This is a genomic window from Geodermatophilus arenarius (assembly GCF_042654585.1).
GTDB lineage: Bacteria > Actinomycetota > Actinomycetes > Mycobacteriales > Geodermatophilaceae > Geodermatophilus > Geodermatophilus arenarius.
The window spans coordinates 157,430-171,770 of the sequence record NZ_JBHSGR010000009.1 but is presented as its reverse complement, the minus strand read 5'-3'; the positions used below and the strand labels follow the sequence as shown (position 1 = coordinate 171,770).

Genomic DNA, 14,341 nt, shown 5'->3' with positions numbered 1-14,341 from the left:
GCCGGCACCGCGGGCGGCGCCCCTGCCGGCTCCGGCTCGTCGGGCGGCCCGGCCCCGTCCGGCGGCACGACGGCGCCCGCGGCCCCGGCTCCCCCTGCGCCGGCCGCACCGGCCCCCGTCCCGACGGCGCCGGCCCCGGTCCCGGCGGACCCCGTCGGCGACGCCGTGGGGGGCGTGGTCGGCGGTCTGACCGACACGGTGGGCGGCGTGGTCGGCGGTGGCACCGAGGCGGTCGGTGGCCTGGTCGGCGGTGCCACGGGCGCCGTGGGCGGGGTCGTCGGCGGCGTCACCGGCGGCGTCACCGGCGGACTGGGCGGTCTGCTCGGCGGCTGAGGCGGGGTCGCGGACGCCCGGATAGGTTCACGTCATGAGCGCCCGCGACGACGTCTCGGAGATCTTCGACAGCGCCGCGTGGCAGCCGGTCGACGGGTTCGACTTCGCCGACGTCACCTACCACCGCGCCGTCGACGCCGGCGTCGTCCGGATCGCCTTCGACCGGCCCGAGGTGCGCAACGCGTTCCGCCCGCAGACCGTCGACGAGCTCATCACCGCGCTCGAGCACGCCCGGCTGGCCACCGACGTCGGCTGCGTGCTGCTCACCGGCAACGGCCCGAGCCCGAAGGACGGCGGCTGGGCGTTCTGCTCGGGCGGCGACCAGCGGGTGCGCGGGCGCCACGGCTACGAGCACGAGGTGGGCCGCAGCAGCGGCCGGCTGCACGTGCTGGAGGCGCAGCGGCTGATCCGGTTCATGCCGAAGGTCGTCGTCTGCGTCGTCCCCGGCTGGGCGGCCGGCGGCGGGCACAGCCTGCACGTGGTCAGCGACCTCACCCTCGCCAGCGCCGAGCACGCGCGGTTCAAGCAGACCGACGCCGACGTCGGCAGCTTCGACGGCGGCTTCGGCTCGGCCTACCTCGCCCGCCAGGTGGGCCAGAAGTTCGCCCGCGAGGTCTTCTTCCTCGGCGAGGAGTACTCCGCCGAGGACGCGCACCACATGGGCATGGTCAACCGCGTCGTCCCGCACGCCGAGCTGGAGCGCACCGCGCTGGACTGGGGCCGGCGGATCGTCGCCAAGAGCCCGACCGCGCAGCGGATGCTCAAGTACTCGTTCAACCTGATCGACGACGGCCTGGTCGGTCAGCAGCTGTTCGCCGGGGAGACCACCCGGCTGGCCTACGCGGCCGAGGAGGCCGTCGAGGGCCGCGACGCCTTCCTGGAGAAGCGCGACCCCGACTTCTCCCGCTTCCCCTGGCACGTGTGAACGGAGGACCCGTGATCGTCGAGGTGGTGGGCGGCGCCGACGAGCGCCCCGAGGTGCGGGTGGTCGACACCGACGACCTGAGCAAGCTGCAGCTGGCCCTCGGCCAGGTGACCGACGAGGAGGCCGACGAGGTGCTGCGCGAGGCGGGCCTCGGACGGCTGCGGGACGACGGGACCGGCCTGCTCGACACCGCCGCGCTGCGGGCCGCCGCCGAGCCCGACGCCGACGTCGCCGACTGGGGCGAGCGCTTCGACCGGATGGTCGAGCAGGCCCGCGACCGGGGCTGGGTCAGCGACGACGGCGCCACCCTCCGGGTCCACGTCGAGGGCGCGGCGGGCGCCTGAGACGGGGTCCCGACGGTCCGGTCGGGTGACGATACGGCCCCGGTCGTTGTGGTCACTCCACTGACAGGTCAGGATGAGACCGTGCGCAACCTGATGTCGTGCGAACGAGTTGGCTCGTGAGCGGCACTCCCGGCCGCCCGCTGAGCGCCGAGCTGTCCGAGCAACTGGTCGCCGTCGCCGTCGACATCCTCGCCGACGAGGGCTGGGGCCGGCTCAACAGCGACCGGGTCGCGGCCCGGGCGCGTGCGGGCAAGGCCGGCATCTACCGGCGCTGGCCGTCGATGGCGGCGCTGGCGAGGTCCGCGGTCAGCCGCTTCACGCTGGTCCGCGTCCCCGAGGACGAGGGCTCCCTGCACGCCGACCTCGTCGCGCTGGTCGCCTCGTGGCGCCGGCCGCTGTCCCGCGAGGAGCGGGCCGTGGCCAGCCTCGTCGGTGCCGCCCGGCACGACGAGGACCTGCGCGCCGGTCTCGAGGCCGCCCTGGTGCGCCCGCTGACCGAGGCCGTCGAGGTCCTGGGCGAGCGCTGGGCGGCACGGGGCGAGGAGGTGCCGGCCGAGCGGCTGGCGCTGCTGCGCTCGGTGCTCGAGGCCTTCTGGTGGCAGCGGCTCACCGCGGCCGGTGACGGCGGGATGGTCGCCGACCACGTGGAGCAGGTCGTCGACGACGTACTGCTCCCGATCGTGGTCCCGGCCGCGGAGCCCGCCCGCCGCTGAGGCCGGCCACGGCCGGGTGGCCGGGACCGGGTCAGACGGCGCGCAGGGCGCGGGCGGACTCGTCCGCCGTCGCGGAGCTCACCAGGCCCGCCTCGTAGCCGGAGAGCAGCCGCTCCGCCAGCGCGCGCGTGGCCGCGGCCACCTCCGCCGCCTGCTCGGGCGCGGGCATCGGCGAGCGCGGCTGGGTGACCAGGATCCGCGAGACCGCCAGCCACGTGGCGGCGACCACCGCGGCCGTCGTCCGCGGGTCGGCGGGGACCGGGTGCTCGGGGCAGGGGCCGGTCCAGGCCTCGACGAGGGCCTCGCGCAGCCGGGCCTCGGCGGTGTGGTGCAGCTCCCGCTCGGAGGCCTGCAGCGCCGGGGAGCGGTCGAGGTCGGTGACGGTGCAGCGCCCGGTCGGATCGGCCAGCCGCTCGACGTAGTGCCCCACCGAGGCGACCAGGTGCGCGCGCAGCGCGGTCAGCGCGGGGACCCCCGCGTGACGCTCCCGCACGGCGGCCGCGGGCCCGTCGACCCACGGCGTCCGGTCGGCCCAGTAGAGCTCCTCCTTGGTCGTGAAGTGGTTGAAGACCGTCTGCACCGCGACGTCCGCCGCGGCCGCGACGTCGGCGATGGTCACGGCGTCGAAGCCGCGGTCGGCGAACAGTCGCTGCGCCGTCTCGCGCACGTGCGCGCGGGTGAGGGCCTTCTTCTGGGCCCGACGGGACTGATCACTCACGGTACGAAGGGTAGCAACGCTGCGTTGCCGATCTTGTCGAAACGGAACGACATCATCCGGTCGGGGCGTGCCGCCAGTCGTCGGCCACGGCCGTCGCCCACGTCTCCACCAGCACGGTCAGGTCGATGACGTCGAGGTCGGCGGCGACGTCCGCGATCGTCGTCGTCCACTCCCGCGGGCGGGCCGGGAGCGGGTCGGCCGGCCCGCCCCCGAGGGCCGCCAGGGCCGCGCGCAGCGCGGGCGGATCGGCCGGGTCGGGGTGCTGCGCGGCGTAGGCGGCCTCGGCCAGGGCCAGCGCCGGGGGAGCGGTGCCGTCGGGCGCCGGATCGTCCCGGAGCCCGCGCACGGTCTCCTCGAACAGCCGGGTGCAGGCGGCCGAGGCGCCCGGTCGCGCGGCGGGCTCGCCGGGCAGCGGCACGAGGACCGAGCCGCAGCCGGGGCAGCGGGTGGTGGGCCGGGGTTCGCCGGTCGCGGTGCCGGGGGAGGGTGGGGCGGCGGGCCGGGGAGCGGGCACCCGGCGATCCTGCCGCACCCGGCCGGGCGCGGTGCACGGAACCGCACGTGGCACCGGGTGCCACCCCGGCGTGGGGCACCGCCGCGGCGTGGGGTTGGCTGGGCGCCGAGACGACGGCGTCCGCGAGGGCGGGTGCCGGGCCAGAGGAGGGCCGGGGACCGGTGAGGACCAGGGGAGCGGTGCTGCGCGAGGCGGGCACCGAGTACGAGATCGTCGACCTCGAGGTCGTGGACCCCGGCCCCGGTGAGGTCCTCGTCGAGATGGCCTACGCCGGGCTGTGCCACTCCGACGAGCACCTGCGCCACTCCAACCCCGGCGGGCGGTACCCGATCGTCGGCGGCCACGAGGGCTCCGGCGTCGTCCTGGCGGTCGGGCCAGGCGTCACCTCCGTCGCGCCCGGCGACCACGTCGTCACGAGCTTCCTGCCCGCCTGCGGGCACTGCCGGTACTGCGCCACCGGCCGCTCCAACATCTGCGACGCGGGCGCCACCATCGCGATCGGGCAGCTGCCCACCGGCACCTATCCCTTCCGGCTGGACGGCGAGCCCCTCGGCGGCTTCTGCATCGTCGGCGCGTTCGCCCGGCACACGGTGCTCAGCGAGTTCTCCTGCGTGCGCATCGACCCGCACCTGCCGCTGGACACCGCGGCGCTGCTCGCCTGCAGCGTGCCCACCGGCTGGGGGTCGGCGGTCTACTCCGGCGGCACCCGCCCCGGTGACGTCGTCGTGGTGGTCGGGCTCGGCGGGGTCGGCGTCAACGCCGTCCAGGGCGCGGTGCACGCGGGCGCGGTGCACGTGATCGGCGTCGACCCGGTGGCCATGAAGCGGGAGTTCGCGGAGACGCTGGGGGCCACCCACACCGTGGCCGACGCCCGGGAGGCCGCGCAGCTGGCCCGCGAGCTGTCCCGCGGCACGGGCGCCGACGTGGTGGTCGTGACCGTCGGGAAGATGTCGGCCGAGGTGATGGCCGGGGCGTCGGCGTGCCTCGGCAAGGGCGGCACGCTGGTGCTCACGGCGCTGGCCGACCACCCGCGCGAGGGCCACGTCGACCTCAACGGGCAGGTGACCACGGTGTTCGAGCACCGCGTGCAGGGCTCGCTGTTCGGCTCGTGCAACCCCTTCCGCGACATCCCGATGCTGGCGCGGATGGCCGAGGAGGGGCGGCTGGAGCTGGGCCGGCTGGTCACCCGGCGGTACCCCCTGGACGAGCTGAACCAGGGCTACCGGGACCAGGCGGCCGGCGAGACGATCCGGGGCCTGCTCGTCCACGGCTGAGCGGCGCACGGTCGTGCTCTGCCCCCGATGCGGACCAGAGCGCGAGGCTCCCTTCGTGCTCTGCCCCCGATGCGGGGCAGAGCACGACTGCCGGCAGGACCTCAGACCGCCCCGGCCCGGGCGGCCCGGTACTCGGGGACGGTCACCATCGGCGGCCGCTCGTCGACGGCGACCGGCGTGCTGACCGGCAGGAAGCCGCTGCCGTCGGCGCGGAACTGGGTGAGCAGCCCACCCGCGCCGGACCGGCCGCTGCGGGCCAGCACCGCCGAGACCACCTGGCCGGCCATCCGGCCCAGCGCCTCCTGGTCCTGCGAGGTGTGCCGGCGCACGCCCAGGTCGACCTGCGCCAGCCCGTGCAGGCCGAGCAGCCCGAGCAGGTCGACCAGCAGGCCCACCTCCACGCCGTAGCCGGAGACGAACGGCACCTGCTCCAGCGCCTCGCGCCGGCCGGCGTACTCCCCGCCCAGCGGCTGCACGAAGCCCGCGAGCTCCGGCCACAGGGCGTTGAGCAGGGGGCGCGCGGTGAGCTCGGTGACCCGGCCGCCGCCGGCGGGGGTGACGCGGCCGTCGACCTCCAGCGGCCGGGCGTAGCAGCCCTTGACGTAGCCGACCTGCGGATCGGTCAGCAGCGGCGCGAGCAGCCCCGGGACGTAGTGCGTGACGTCGCCGAGGAGGTCGGCGTCCAGGAAGACCAGCAGGTCGCCGCTGGTGGCCGCGAGCGACTTCCACAGCGCCTCCCCCTTGCCGGGCCGGCTGCCGTGCGCGGGCAGCACGTCCGCGGCCGCGACGACGTCGGCCCCGGCAGCGCGGGCCACCTCGGCGGTGCGGTCGGTGGAGTCGGAGTCGACGACGAGCACCTCGTCGACCAGCGGGACCAGCCGGACCCAGCGCTCGACCAGGCCGGCGACGATCCCGCCGACGGTGGCCTCCTCGTCGCGCGCGGGCAGGACCAGGCTCACCCGGTGGCCGCCGCGGCGCTTGGCCCGCAGCAGGCCGAGGACGTCGACGTCGGCGACCGAGCGGACGGCGGACGTGCGGCCGGAGAACCAGGTGACGGCGTCGGGTCGCATCGCCCCACTGTCCTGGAGGCCCTCGGCTCGCCGCCACGGGACCCGGCAGGTGTTCACGGAGCCGTAGCCGGGCGTTCCGCCGTCAGACGCGGCTGGGATCCCGGAGGGCCGCGGGGCTGTCCGGCCCCACCTGCGCGCCGGCGCCGTCGGGCTCCGGGTGCCCGAGCTCGGTCAGCCAGCCGCGCAGCACCCGGTGCAGGTGCTCGGCCCCGACGATCTCGCCCGGGGGCGTCAGGACCCGGGGGTGGGCGAGGAACCCGCGCTGCTGCGGGCCGCCGAGCCCGCCGTGCGACCCGACGTGCGGCTCGAAGGGCGAGGCCTCGTCGGTGTCCGGGTCGTAGCGGCTGTTGACCATGACGTCGGGGCAGTGCGGGAACGCGGACACCCGCGCCACCAGCGCGGGCGCGTGCTCGCCGTAGCCGGCCAGCGGGTCCTCGCCGACGACGACGCCCGTGGCCAGCCGGTGCAGGCCGTCGCGGCCGAGGACGACCGGCCCGTGCTCCTCGGAGTGCACCAGCACGAAGCCCACGCCGTCGTGGTCGACCAGCGCCGGCAGCAGGTCGGGCCAGTGGTGCTCGATCTCCTCCAGCGGCACCCGTCCGGGCAGGTCCGGGAAGGAGACGCCGGCGGTGTGGCCGGAGACGACGACCACCACGCCCGGCGCCACCCGCGCCACCCGGCCCGGCTCCCCGGACGGCGTCCGGTGCGCGTGCTCGCCCGCGCCGGCGGACTCGACCCGCTCGCGCAGCCGGCGGGCGATGAACCCCGGCCCCGACGCCACCTCGGCCAGCGCGGTGGTCACCTGCCAGCCCTCGGCCGGGCGGCGGCTGTCGCGCGGCTCGGGCCCGCGCCGCGCCGGCTCCGGCGTGCCGCCGCAGTGCCGGCCGACGAAGGACTCGATCGTCTCGCCGAACCGCTGCGCGAAGGCCTCGCCCTGGGTCTGGCCGTGGTCGGACAGCAGCACCACGTGGTAGGGCCGCGGCGCGAGCTCCGCGGCGCGGGCCAGCCGGCCCACCTGCTGGTCGATGCTGCGCAGCACCTCGAGGGTGTCGAAGCGCTCGACGCCGCTGTGGTGGGCGACCTCGTCGTAGCCGAGGAAGTCGGCGTAGACGGCCGGGCGGCCGGCCATCATGTCCTCGAGGATCGCGGCGACGACGACGTCGCGGGCGATGACCGTCGTCCCGGGCCGGGCCAGCGGGTAGAGGCCGCCGCGGCTGACCCGGGGCCGCACGTCGGCGCGGCGCTGCCGGGCGGCCGCGGACAGCTCCCGGTAGACGTCGGCGAGCGAGACGCCGAGCGTGCGCAGCGCGTTCACCGGGTTGGCGAAGTACGCGTAGTAGCCGGCGCCCACCCGCTCGCGCCGCCGTCCCGACCGCCGGGGCACCACCAGCGGCAGGGCGCTCATGGTCAGGCTGACGTGCGGGGCGTCGCCGGTGAACAGGTTGCCGCGGCTGGCGCCGCCGCCGGCCAGCAGCCCGCGGCCGTCGGAGTGCCGCCGCTCCACCTCGGCGGCGTCGGCCGGGTGGGAGACCGCGACGACGTGGTCGCGGTCCTTCTCGTAGTAGCGGAACCCGAGGACGTCGTGGTTGGAGCCGTGCAGGATGCCGCAGACCGAGGCGCCGGTCTGCGAGCTCCAGTCGGTGTGCCACGAGGTGAGCGCGTGGCTGCCCGACCGCAGCCACGCCGCCAGGGTGGGCATCGACCCGTCGCGGACCGCACGCCGGGCGGTGTCGGCGCCGAGCCCGTCGATCTGCAGGAACAGCACGCCCGGCGGGCAGGGCCCGGCGGCCGAGGCGGAGCCGGCGCGGCGGCGGGCGCGGCGGAAGAACACCTCGTCCTCGTCGATCGCCAGCGCGCTGCTCACCACCGCCGTCACCGCCGCCATGGCGACGACGACCAGGGTGGCGGTGCCCAGGTCGGTGACCACGACGCCCGGGACGGCGAAGGAGACCGCGAGCACCCCGGCGCCCAGCAGCAGGAAGCTGCCCAGGCCGAGGGTGAACAGCGCCAGCGGCAGCGCCACGCGCATGACCAGCGGCCAGACCACGCCGGCGAGCAGGCCGAGCAGCAGCGCGGTCAGCGGCGGCTGCCACCAGGCGGCCATCGCGAACCCGGCGAGCCACCGGTCGAGGACGACGAGGGCGAGCGTCGTCAGGAGCCAGGTGAGCAGCACCCGGGCCGGTGCGCGGCCGCGGCCGAGCACCCGGCCGCGCTGGTCCGGCCGGCTCACGCGGGGCCGCACGACGTCGGGCTGCCCTCGTCCTCCGGCTGCCGCTCGGGCTCGGTGTGCCGCCGGCGGCGGGACCCGACCAGGTTGAGCACCGCGCCGACGACGAGGACCAGCAGCGTGGCCACCAGCGTGGCGACCAGCGGGCTGTCGAAGATCCCGCCGCTGGCCACGCCGAGCAGCGCGTAGGCGACCGCCCACAGCGAGGCGGCCAGCAGCGAGGCGGGCAGCAGCCGCCGCCACGGGTAGGCCAGCGCGCCGGCGGCCAGCAGCACGGGGATGCGCCCGGCGGGCAGCAGCCGCCCGGCGACGACGATCTGCCAGCCGTGCCGGCGGAACTGCTCGCGGACCTCCTCGATGCGGTCGGCGTGCTGGCCCCGCGCGACCCAGCGCACCGCGGCCGGCCCGCCGAACCGGCAGACGGCGAAGGTGGTGACGTCGCCGAGCCAGGCGCCGAGGGTGGCGACGACGAGCACCGCGACCAGGTTGAGCTCGTGCGCGGTGACCGCGAACGCGGCGGCGGCGCCGACCAGCGGCCCGGTGGGCACCACCGGGACGATCGACCCGAGCAGCACGCCGCCGAACAGCACGGGGTAGCCCAGCGACCCGTCGGTCCAGGCGGCAGCGAGGGTGGTGCTCATGCGGCGTCCGCCACGGTGGGGAGCGTGACCGGCCGGCCCGGCTCGGGGACGACGACGCTGGTGCGCAGCCGGCGGGCGGCGACCGCCTCGGCGAAGGCCAGCGGCGGCTCGGTCAGCAGCCGGCGGTAGCGCCCGGCCAGCCCGGGGAGCGTGGTGCCGCCGCGGACGGCGAGGGTGCCCCAGTGCACCGGGACGGCGACCTGGGGGCGCACGCGCGCCACGGCCTCCGCGGCCCGCCCGGGGTCGAGGTGGCCCGGACCGAGCGTGGGACCCCAGCCCCACACGGGCACCAGCGCGACGTCGACCCCGCGGTCGCCGATGCGGGTCATGCCCTCGAACAGGTCGGTGTCGCCGCAGGCGTAGACGCTGGACCCGGCGCCCTCCAGCAGGTGCCCGACGGCGACCGTCTCCGGGCCGTGGGTCAGGCGGGGGCCCCAGCGGTGGCCGCTGTGCACCGCGGGGACGGCGGTGACCCGCAGCCCGCGGTGCACCAGCGACTCCCCGGGGGCGAGCTCGTCCACCCAGCGGACGCCGCGCGAGCGCAGCCACGCGCCGGCGCCGCGCGGCACGACCACGCGGGCGTCGTCGGCCAGCAGCCGCAGGCTGGGCAGGTGCAGGTGGTCGGCGTGGAGGTGGCTGACCAGGACCAGGTCGGCGCCGGCCCAGGCGGCCGGGGGCGGGAGGGGGGCGACCCGCCGCAGCAGGCCGAGGGAGCGGGTGAGGACCGGGTCGGTGAGCACCGTGGACCCGGCCAGCTCGACGCGGACGGTCGAGTGGCCGATCCAGTGCAGCCGGGGACCCTCCACGCGGCCAGTATCGACCCGGGGACCGACGGGTCCGGGGACGCCGTCCCCCGTCCGGGGCGGCCGGCCCGGCGTGCCGCTCCGGGTGCGGCGGGGACGGATGCGTTCCACCATGCCTCCCATGACCTCAGCGGGGACCGACCCGGGGTTGCCACGGCCGGCGGCGGAGCTGTCCGGCGAGCTGCGGCGCATGGCGCTGCACCTGGAGACGGCGGCGGTGCTCGAGCTGCGGGCGCAGCGCACCACCGACGCCGTGCAGGTGGCGGTGCTGCGCCGGCGCGCCGAGCACCGACGACGGGAGGCGGACCGCCTGCGGGAGCGGCTGGCCGCCCGCGGCGTGGCCCTGCCGCGCGGGTAGCGGGCGCCGGGCGCGGCCCCGGGCTGACCCGGGAGCGCTAGCGTCGCGTCCGTGGCCACCTGGGCGGACGTGCGGCGCCTGGCCCTCGCGCTGCCCGGGACCACGGAGGGCACCTCCTACGGCCGGCCGGCGTGGAAGGTCCGCGACCGCGCCTTCGTCTGGGAGCGCCCGCTGCGCCGCGCCGACGTCGAGCAGCTGGGGGACGCCGCGCCGGAGGGCCCGGTCCTCGGCGCCGCCGTCGCCGACGAGGGCGTCAAGCAGGCGCTGGTCGCCGACGACCCCGCCGTCTACCTGACGACGCCGCACTTCGACGGGTACGCCGCCGTGCTGGTGCGGCTGGACGCGATCGACGTCGCCGAGCTCGGGGAGCTGGTCACCGAGGCCTGGCTGGCCAGGGCGCCGGCCCGGCTGGCGCGCGAGTACCTGGCCGGGCGGTAGTCCCTCCCGGTACCGGGCGGTACGGCGCCACGCACGAACCCCTGGCCGCGTGCCGCGGGGTCTGGCATCTTGCGCCGCCGTCCCGCTCCCGAGACCACTGGAGATCCCGTGCGTCTGCGCCCCCTCGTCGCCGGCACCGCCCTCGCCGCGACGTCCGTCCTCGCCCTCGCCGCCCCCGCCGCCGCGGCGCCGAGGCCCGCCCACGAGGCCGACGTCGTCGGCGTCGTCCAGGTCGACCGCGGCGACCGCACCGTGGCGCAGGTCCAGGTCCGCTACCGGTGCGCCGCCGGCGAGGACCTCGGCCTGTGGGTGTCGGTCAAGCAGACCGCCGACCGCACGGCCGACCCGCGCCTGGAGCAGGAGGGCAGCAGCGGCGTCTCCGCGGCGTGGAGCGACAGCCACCGCAACGCCTTCACCTGCGACGGCAGGAGCCGCGTCGGCACCTTCGAGGTCGACCAGACCGAGCCGGCGTGGGACGGCGGGGTGCGTGCCGGTCTCGGCCCGCTGGCGCGGGGCGAGGCCTACGTGCAGTTCTGCCTGACCGACCCGGACGCCCCGGGCCCCGAGGGGCTGCTGCTCAGCCACAGCGAGTTCGTGCACGTGCGCTGACTCCCGGACGCCGCGGTACCGGCACGACCGGTACCGCGGCGTTCCACGCGCCGGATCGCGCCGGGAGTGGCAGAGTCCACAGCGTGAAGACCTGGCTCGACGCCTGGCCGGTGTTCCGGCAGCTGACCGGCCCCGATCCGCTCGGACGCGGCAGGGCCGCGCGGAGCAAGGCGACGGAGGGCGTGGTGAGCCGCACGGCCACCGCCGACCGCGTCGTCCAGAGCGTCTGCCCGTACTGCGCCGTGGGCTGCGGGCAGCGGATCTTCGTGAAGGACGAGCAGATCGTCCAGATCGAGGGCGACCCGGACTCGCCGATCAGCCGCGGCCGGCTCTGCCCCAAGGGCAGCGCCAGCAAGTCGCTGGTCACCAGCCCGACCCGCGTGACGACGGTCAAGTACCGCCGGCCGTACGGGACGGAGTGGGAGGACCTCGACCTCGACACGGCGATGCACATGATCGCCGACCGCGTCCTCGAGGCCCGGCGCAAGGGCTGGCAGGACGAGAACCACGGCAAGCGCGTGAACCGCACCATGGGGTTGGCGAGCCTCGGAGGGGCGACCCTCGACAACGAGGAGAACTACCTCATGAAGAAGCTGTACAGCGCCCTGGGCGCCATACAGATCGAGAACCAGGCGCGCATATAGCACTCCGCCACGGTGCCCGGTCTGGGTGCCTCGTTCGGTCGTGGCGGTGCCACGAACTCCCAGGAAGACCTCGCGAACTCCGACTGCATCGTCATCGAGGGTTCGAACATGGCGGAGTGCCACCCGGTGGGTTTCCAGTGGGTGAGCGAGGCCAAGGCGCGCGGCGCGAAGGTCGTCCACGTCGACCCGCGGTTCACCCGGACCAGCGCGATCGCCGACCTGCACGTGCCGCTGCGCATCGGCACGGACATCGCGTTCCTCGGCGGGCTGATCAACTTCGTCCTCGAGAACGACCTGTACTTCAAGGAGTACGTGGTCGCCTACACCAACGCCGCGGCACTGGTGAGCGAGGACTTCGTCGACGCCGAGGACCTCGGCGGCCTGTTCTCCGGTTTCGACCCGGAGAACAACACCTACGACGAGTCCAGCTGGCAGTACGAGCCGGAGGAGCCGCCGCACTCGGGCTCCGACGACCCGGCCGGGGCCGCCGCGCAGGACGAGCTCGAGGACCACCCCCAGGTGAGGAAGACCGACAAGGCGCAGGCGGCCGGCAGCGGTGGCCCGCCGATCGCGGCGAAGCCGAAGCGGGACGAGACGCTGCAGCACCCGCGGACGGTCTTCCAGGTCCTGAAGCGGCACTTCGCCCGCTACACCCCGGAGATGGTGGCCGAGGTCTGCGGCATCGAGCCGGAGGTGTTCCTGCAGGTCGCCCGCTGGGTGACCGAGAACAGCGGGCGCGACCGGACGACGGCGTGGGTGTACTCGGTGGGCTGGACGCAGCACAGCGTCGGCGCGCAGTACATCCGCACCTGCTCGATCCTGCAGACGCTGCTGGGCAACATCGGCCGTCCCGGCGGCGGCATCCTGGCGCTGCGCGGGCACGCCAGCATCCAGGGCTCGACCGACGTCCCGACGCTGTACAACCTGCTGCCCGGTTACCTGCCGATGCCGCACGCGATGCAGCACCAGTCCCTCGACGAGTACTGCGCCGACGCCGCCGGCAAGGCCGGCTTCTGGGGCAACAAGCGGACCTACATGGTCAACCTGCTCAAGGCCTGGTGGGGCGACGCCGCGACGCCGGAGAACGACTTCGCCTTCGGCTACATGCCGCTGATCGACGGCGACCACAGCTCCTACCGCCAGATCAAGGACATGATCGAGGGGAAGATCTCCGGCTACTTCCTGGTCGGCGAGAACCCCACGGTCGGCCACCCCAACGGCCGGATGAACCGGTTCGGGCTGGCCAACCTGGACTGGCTGGTCGTCCGCGACCTGCAGATGATCGAGTCGGCGACGTTCTGGAAGGAGTCGCCGGAGATCGAGACCGGCGAGCTCGCCCCGGAGACGATCGCCACCGAGGTCTTCTTCATGCCGGCGGCGTCGCACGCGGAGAAGGAGGGGACCTTCACCCAGACCCAGCGGCTGCTGCAGTGGCGGCACAAGGCCGTCGACCCGCCGGGCGACGCGAAAAGCGACCTGTGGTTCTACTTCCACCTCGGCCGCATCCTGCGCGAGCGGCTCGCCGGGTCCACCGACCCGCGCGACCGGCCGCTGCTGGACCTCACCTGGGACTACCCGACGCACGGTCCCGACCAGGAGCCCAGCGCCGAGGACGTGCTGCGGGAGATCAACGGCGTCGGGCCCGACGGGCGCGCCGTCTCCGGGTACATGGAGCTCCAGGACGACGGGTCGACGTCGTGCGGCTGCTGGATCTACTCCGGCGTCTACGCCGACGAGGTCAACCAGTCCGCCCGCCGCAGGCCCGGCCGCGAGCAGGGCCCGGTCGCCTCCGAGTGGGGCTGGGCGTGGCCGTACAACCGGCGCATCCTCTACAACCGCGCCTCGGCCGACCCCGACGGCAGGCCGTGGAGCGAGCGCAAGAAGTTCGTCTGGTGGGACGAGGAGGCCGGCCGCTGGACCGGCGCCGACAACCCGGACTTCGAGGCGACCAAGCGGCCGGACTACGTGCCCCCGGAGGGGGCCCGGGCGCAGGACGCGATCGGCGGCGCCGACCCGTTCATCATGCAGGGGGACGGGAAGGCCTGGCTGTACGCGCCCGCGGGCGTCGTCGACGGGCCGCTGCCGACGCACTACGAGCCGGCGGAGTCCGTCGTCGAGAACGCCTTCTACAAGCAGCAGGCGAACCCGACGATCGAGCGCATCGAGGGCCCGTGGAACCGGGAGAACCCGCCGCTGAGCCCGGTCTTCCCGTTCCAGGTGACCACCTACCGGCTCACCGAGCACCACACGGCCGGCGGGATGAGCCGGACGCTGCCCTACCTGTCCGAGCTCCAGCCGGAGTTCTTCGTCGAGGTCAGCCCCGAGCTCGCCGCGCTGCGCGGGCTGGTCAACGGCGAGTACGCCACGCTGGTCAGCACGCGGACGGCGATCGAGGCGAAGGTGCTGGTCACCGAGCGGATGCGGCCGATCCGGCTGCGCAACGGCCAGGTCGTGCACCAGATCGGGATGCCCTACCACTGGTCCTACAGCGGCATCTCCACCGGCGACTCGGCCAACGACCTGCTCGGCATCGTGCTCGACCCGAACACGCACATCCAGGAGGACAAGGTCAGCACCGCCGACATCGTCCCGGGACGGCGCCCGCGCGGTCCCGAGCTGATCGAGTTCGTGGAGGGCTACCGGCGGCGCGCGGGCGTGGCGTCCGGGCGGGTCGGGCTCAACGGCCGTGACCCGGTCGCCGCCGAGGCCGGCGAGGGATCCCAGCAGTGA

At 75.6% G+C, this 14,341-nt stretch carries 16 protein-coding genes; 10 read left to right on the top strand and 6 right to left on the bottom strand.

From position 1 onward, the window contains the following. From ACFO3M_RS10660 to ACFO3M_RS10645, 4 genes are all read left to right on the top strand, one after another. Positions 1-333, top strand: a 333-nt coding sequence (locus tag ACFO3M_RS10660) for a hypothetical protein (protein WP_387988562.1), incomplete at its 5' end; no start/stop codon positions are given. A 34-nt stretch (positions 334-367) separates the two neighbouring features. Further along, complete coding sequence (locus ACFO3M_RS10655) at positions 368-1,258, top strand: 1,4-dihydroxy-2-naphthoyl-CoA synthase (RefSeq protein WP_387988561.1); 891 nt, start codon at positions 368-370, stop codon at positions 1,256-1,258. An 11-nt stretch (positions 1,259-1,269) separates the two neighbouring features. Next, entirely contained in the window at positions 1,270-1,602 is a 333-nt protein-coding gene (locus ACFO3M_RS10650) for a hypothetical protein (protein ID WP_387988560.1), read from the top strand. A 116-nt stretch (positions 1,603-1,718) separates the two neighbouring features. Further along, positions 1,719-2,315, top strand: a complete 597-nt coding sequence (locus ACFO3M_RS10645; RefSeq protein ID WP_387988559.1) for a TetR-like C-terminal domain-containing protein — start codon at positions 1,719-1,721, stop codon at positions 2,313-2,315. Positions 2,316-2,346: 31 nt separating this feature from the next. On the opposite strand, the gene ACFO3M_RS10640 is transcribed toward ACFO3M_RS10645, so the two are convergent. Together ACFO3M_RS10640 and ACFO3M_RS10635 are read right to left on the bottom strand one after the other, a co-directional pair. Continuing rightward, positions 2,347-3,033, bottom strand: coding sequence for a TetR/AcrR family transcriptional regulator (locus ACFO3M_RS10640; protein WP_387988558.1), 687 nt, complete (start codon positions 3,031-3,033; stop codon positions 2,347-2,349). A gap of 52 nt (positions 3,034-3,085) precedes the next feature. Then, the gene (locus ACFO3M_RS10635) at positions 3,086-3,547 is read right to left on the bottom strand and encodes a DUF5946 family protein (protein ID WP_387988557.1); all 462 of its coding nucleotides are present in this window, start codon (positions 3,545-3,547) and stop codon (positions 3,086-3,088) included. A gap of 161 nt (positions 3,548-3,708) precedes the next feature. Here ACFO3M_RS10635 and ACFO3M_RS10630 point away from each other — a divergent pair, with 161 nt between their 5' ends. Then, on the top strand, positions 3,709-4,821 hold the full coding sequence (locus ACFO3M_RS10630; RefSeq protein WP_387988556.1) for an NDMA-dependent alcohol dehydrogenase: 1,113 nt from the start codon (positions 3,709-3,711) through the stop codon (positions 4,819-4,821). Between the two features lie 101 nt (positions 4,822-4,922). On the opposite strand, the gene ACFO3M_RS10625 is transcribed toward ACFO3M_RS10630, so the two are convergent. From ACFO3M_RS10625 to ACFO3M_RS10610, 4 genes are all read right to left on the bottom strand, one after another. Beyond that, positions 4,923-5,891, bottom strand: a complete 969-nt coding sequence (locus ACFO3M_RS10625) for a glucosyl-3-phosphoglycerate synthase (RefSeq protein WP_387988555.1) — start codon at positions 5,889-5,891, stop codon at positions 4,923-4,925. An 82-nt stretch (positions 5,892-5,973) separates the two neighbouring features. Beyond that, positions 5,974-8,121: a phage holin family protein gene (locus ACFO3M_RS10620; RefSeq protein ID WP_387988554.1), complete on the bottom strand. Its 2,148-nt coding sequence runs from the start codon at positions 8,119-8,121 to the stop codon at positions 5,974-5,976. Further along, complete coding sequence (locus tag ACFO3M_RS10615) at positions 8,118-8,759, bottom strand: DedA family protein (protein ID WP_387988553.1); 642 nt, start codon at positions 8,757-8,759, stop codon at positions 8,118-8,120. The genes ACFO3M_RS10620 and ACFO3M_RS10615 overlap by 4 nt, the downstream gene beginning before the upstream one ends. Next, on the bottom strand, positions 8,756-9,565 hold the full coding sequence (locus ACFO3M_RS10610; RefSeq protein ID WP_387988552.1) for an MBL fold metallo-hydrolase: 810 nt from the start codon (positions 9,563-9,565) through the stop codon (positions 8,756-8,758). Before ACFO3M_RS10610 ends, ACFO3M_RS10615 begins: the two co-directional genes overlap by 4 nt. Before the next feature lie 118 nt (positions 9,566-9,683). On the opposite strand from ACFO3M_RS10610, the gene ACFO3M_RS10605 reads away from it, so the two are divergent. The 5 genes from ACFO3M_RS10605 to fdh all read left to right on the top strand — a co-directional run bounded on the left by ACFO3M_RS10605 (position 9,684) and on the right by fdh (position 14,341). Next, the gene (locus tag ACFO3M_RS10605; protein ID WP_387988551.1) at positions 9,684-9,920 is read left to right on the top strand and encodes a hypothetical protein; all 237 of its coding nucleotides are present in this window, start codon (positions 9,684-9,686) and stop codon (positions 9,918-9,920) included. Positions 9,921-9,971: 51 nt separating this feature from the next. Then, positions 9,972-10,358: an MmcQ/YjbR family DNA-binding protein gene (locus ACFO3M_RS10600; RefSeq protein WP_387988550.1), complete on the top strand. Its 387-nt coding sequence runs from the start codon at positions 9,972-9,974 to the stop codon at positions 10,356-10,358. A gap of 108 nt (positions 10,359-10,466) precedes the next feature. Next, on the top strand, positions 10,467-10,967 hold the full coding sequence (locus ACFO3M_RS10595; protein WP_387988549.1) for a hypothetical protein: 501 nt from the start codon (positions 10,467-10,469) through the stop codon (positions 10,965-10,967). A gap of 83 nt (positions 10,968-11,050) precedes the next feature. Then, on the top strand, positions 11,051-11,611 hold the full coding sequence (locus ACFO3M_RS22750) for a hypothetical protein (protein WP_465253859.1): 561 nt from the start codon (positions 11,051-11,053) through the stop codon (positions 11,609-11,611). Positions 11,612-11,623: 12 nt separating this feature from the next. Further along, the gene (gene fdh / locus ACFO3M_RS10590) at positions 11,624-14,341 is read left to right on the top strand and encodes a formate dehydrogenase (RefSeq protein WP_465253858.1); all 2,718 of its coding nucleotides are present in this window, start codon (positions 11,624-11,626) and stop codon (positions 14,339-14,341) included.

Coding starts and splice junctions, on each gene's coding strand:
- ACFO3M_RS10605 (WP_387988551.1), top strand. CDS start 9,684: ATGACCTCAGCGGGGACCGACCCGGGGTTGCCACGGCCGGCGGCGGAG.
- ACFO3M_RS10625 (WP_387988555.1), bottom strand. CDS start 5,891: ATGCGACCCGACGCCGTCACCTGGTTCTCCGGCCGCACGTCCGCCGTC.
- ACFO3M_RS10615 (WP_387988553.1), bottom strand. CDS start 8,759: ATGAGCACCACCCTCGCTGCCGCCTGGACCGACGGGTCGCTGGGCTAC.
- ACFO3M_RS10655 (WP_387988561.1), top strand. CDS start 368: ATGAGCGCCCGCGACGACGTCTCGGAGATCTTCGACAGCGCCGCGTGG.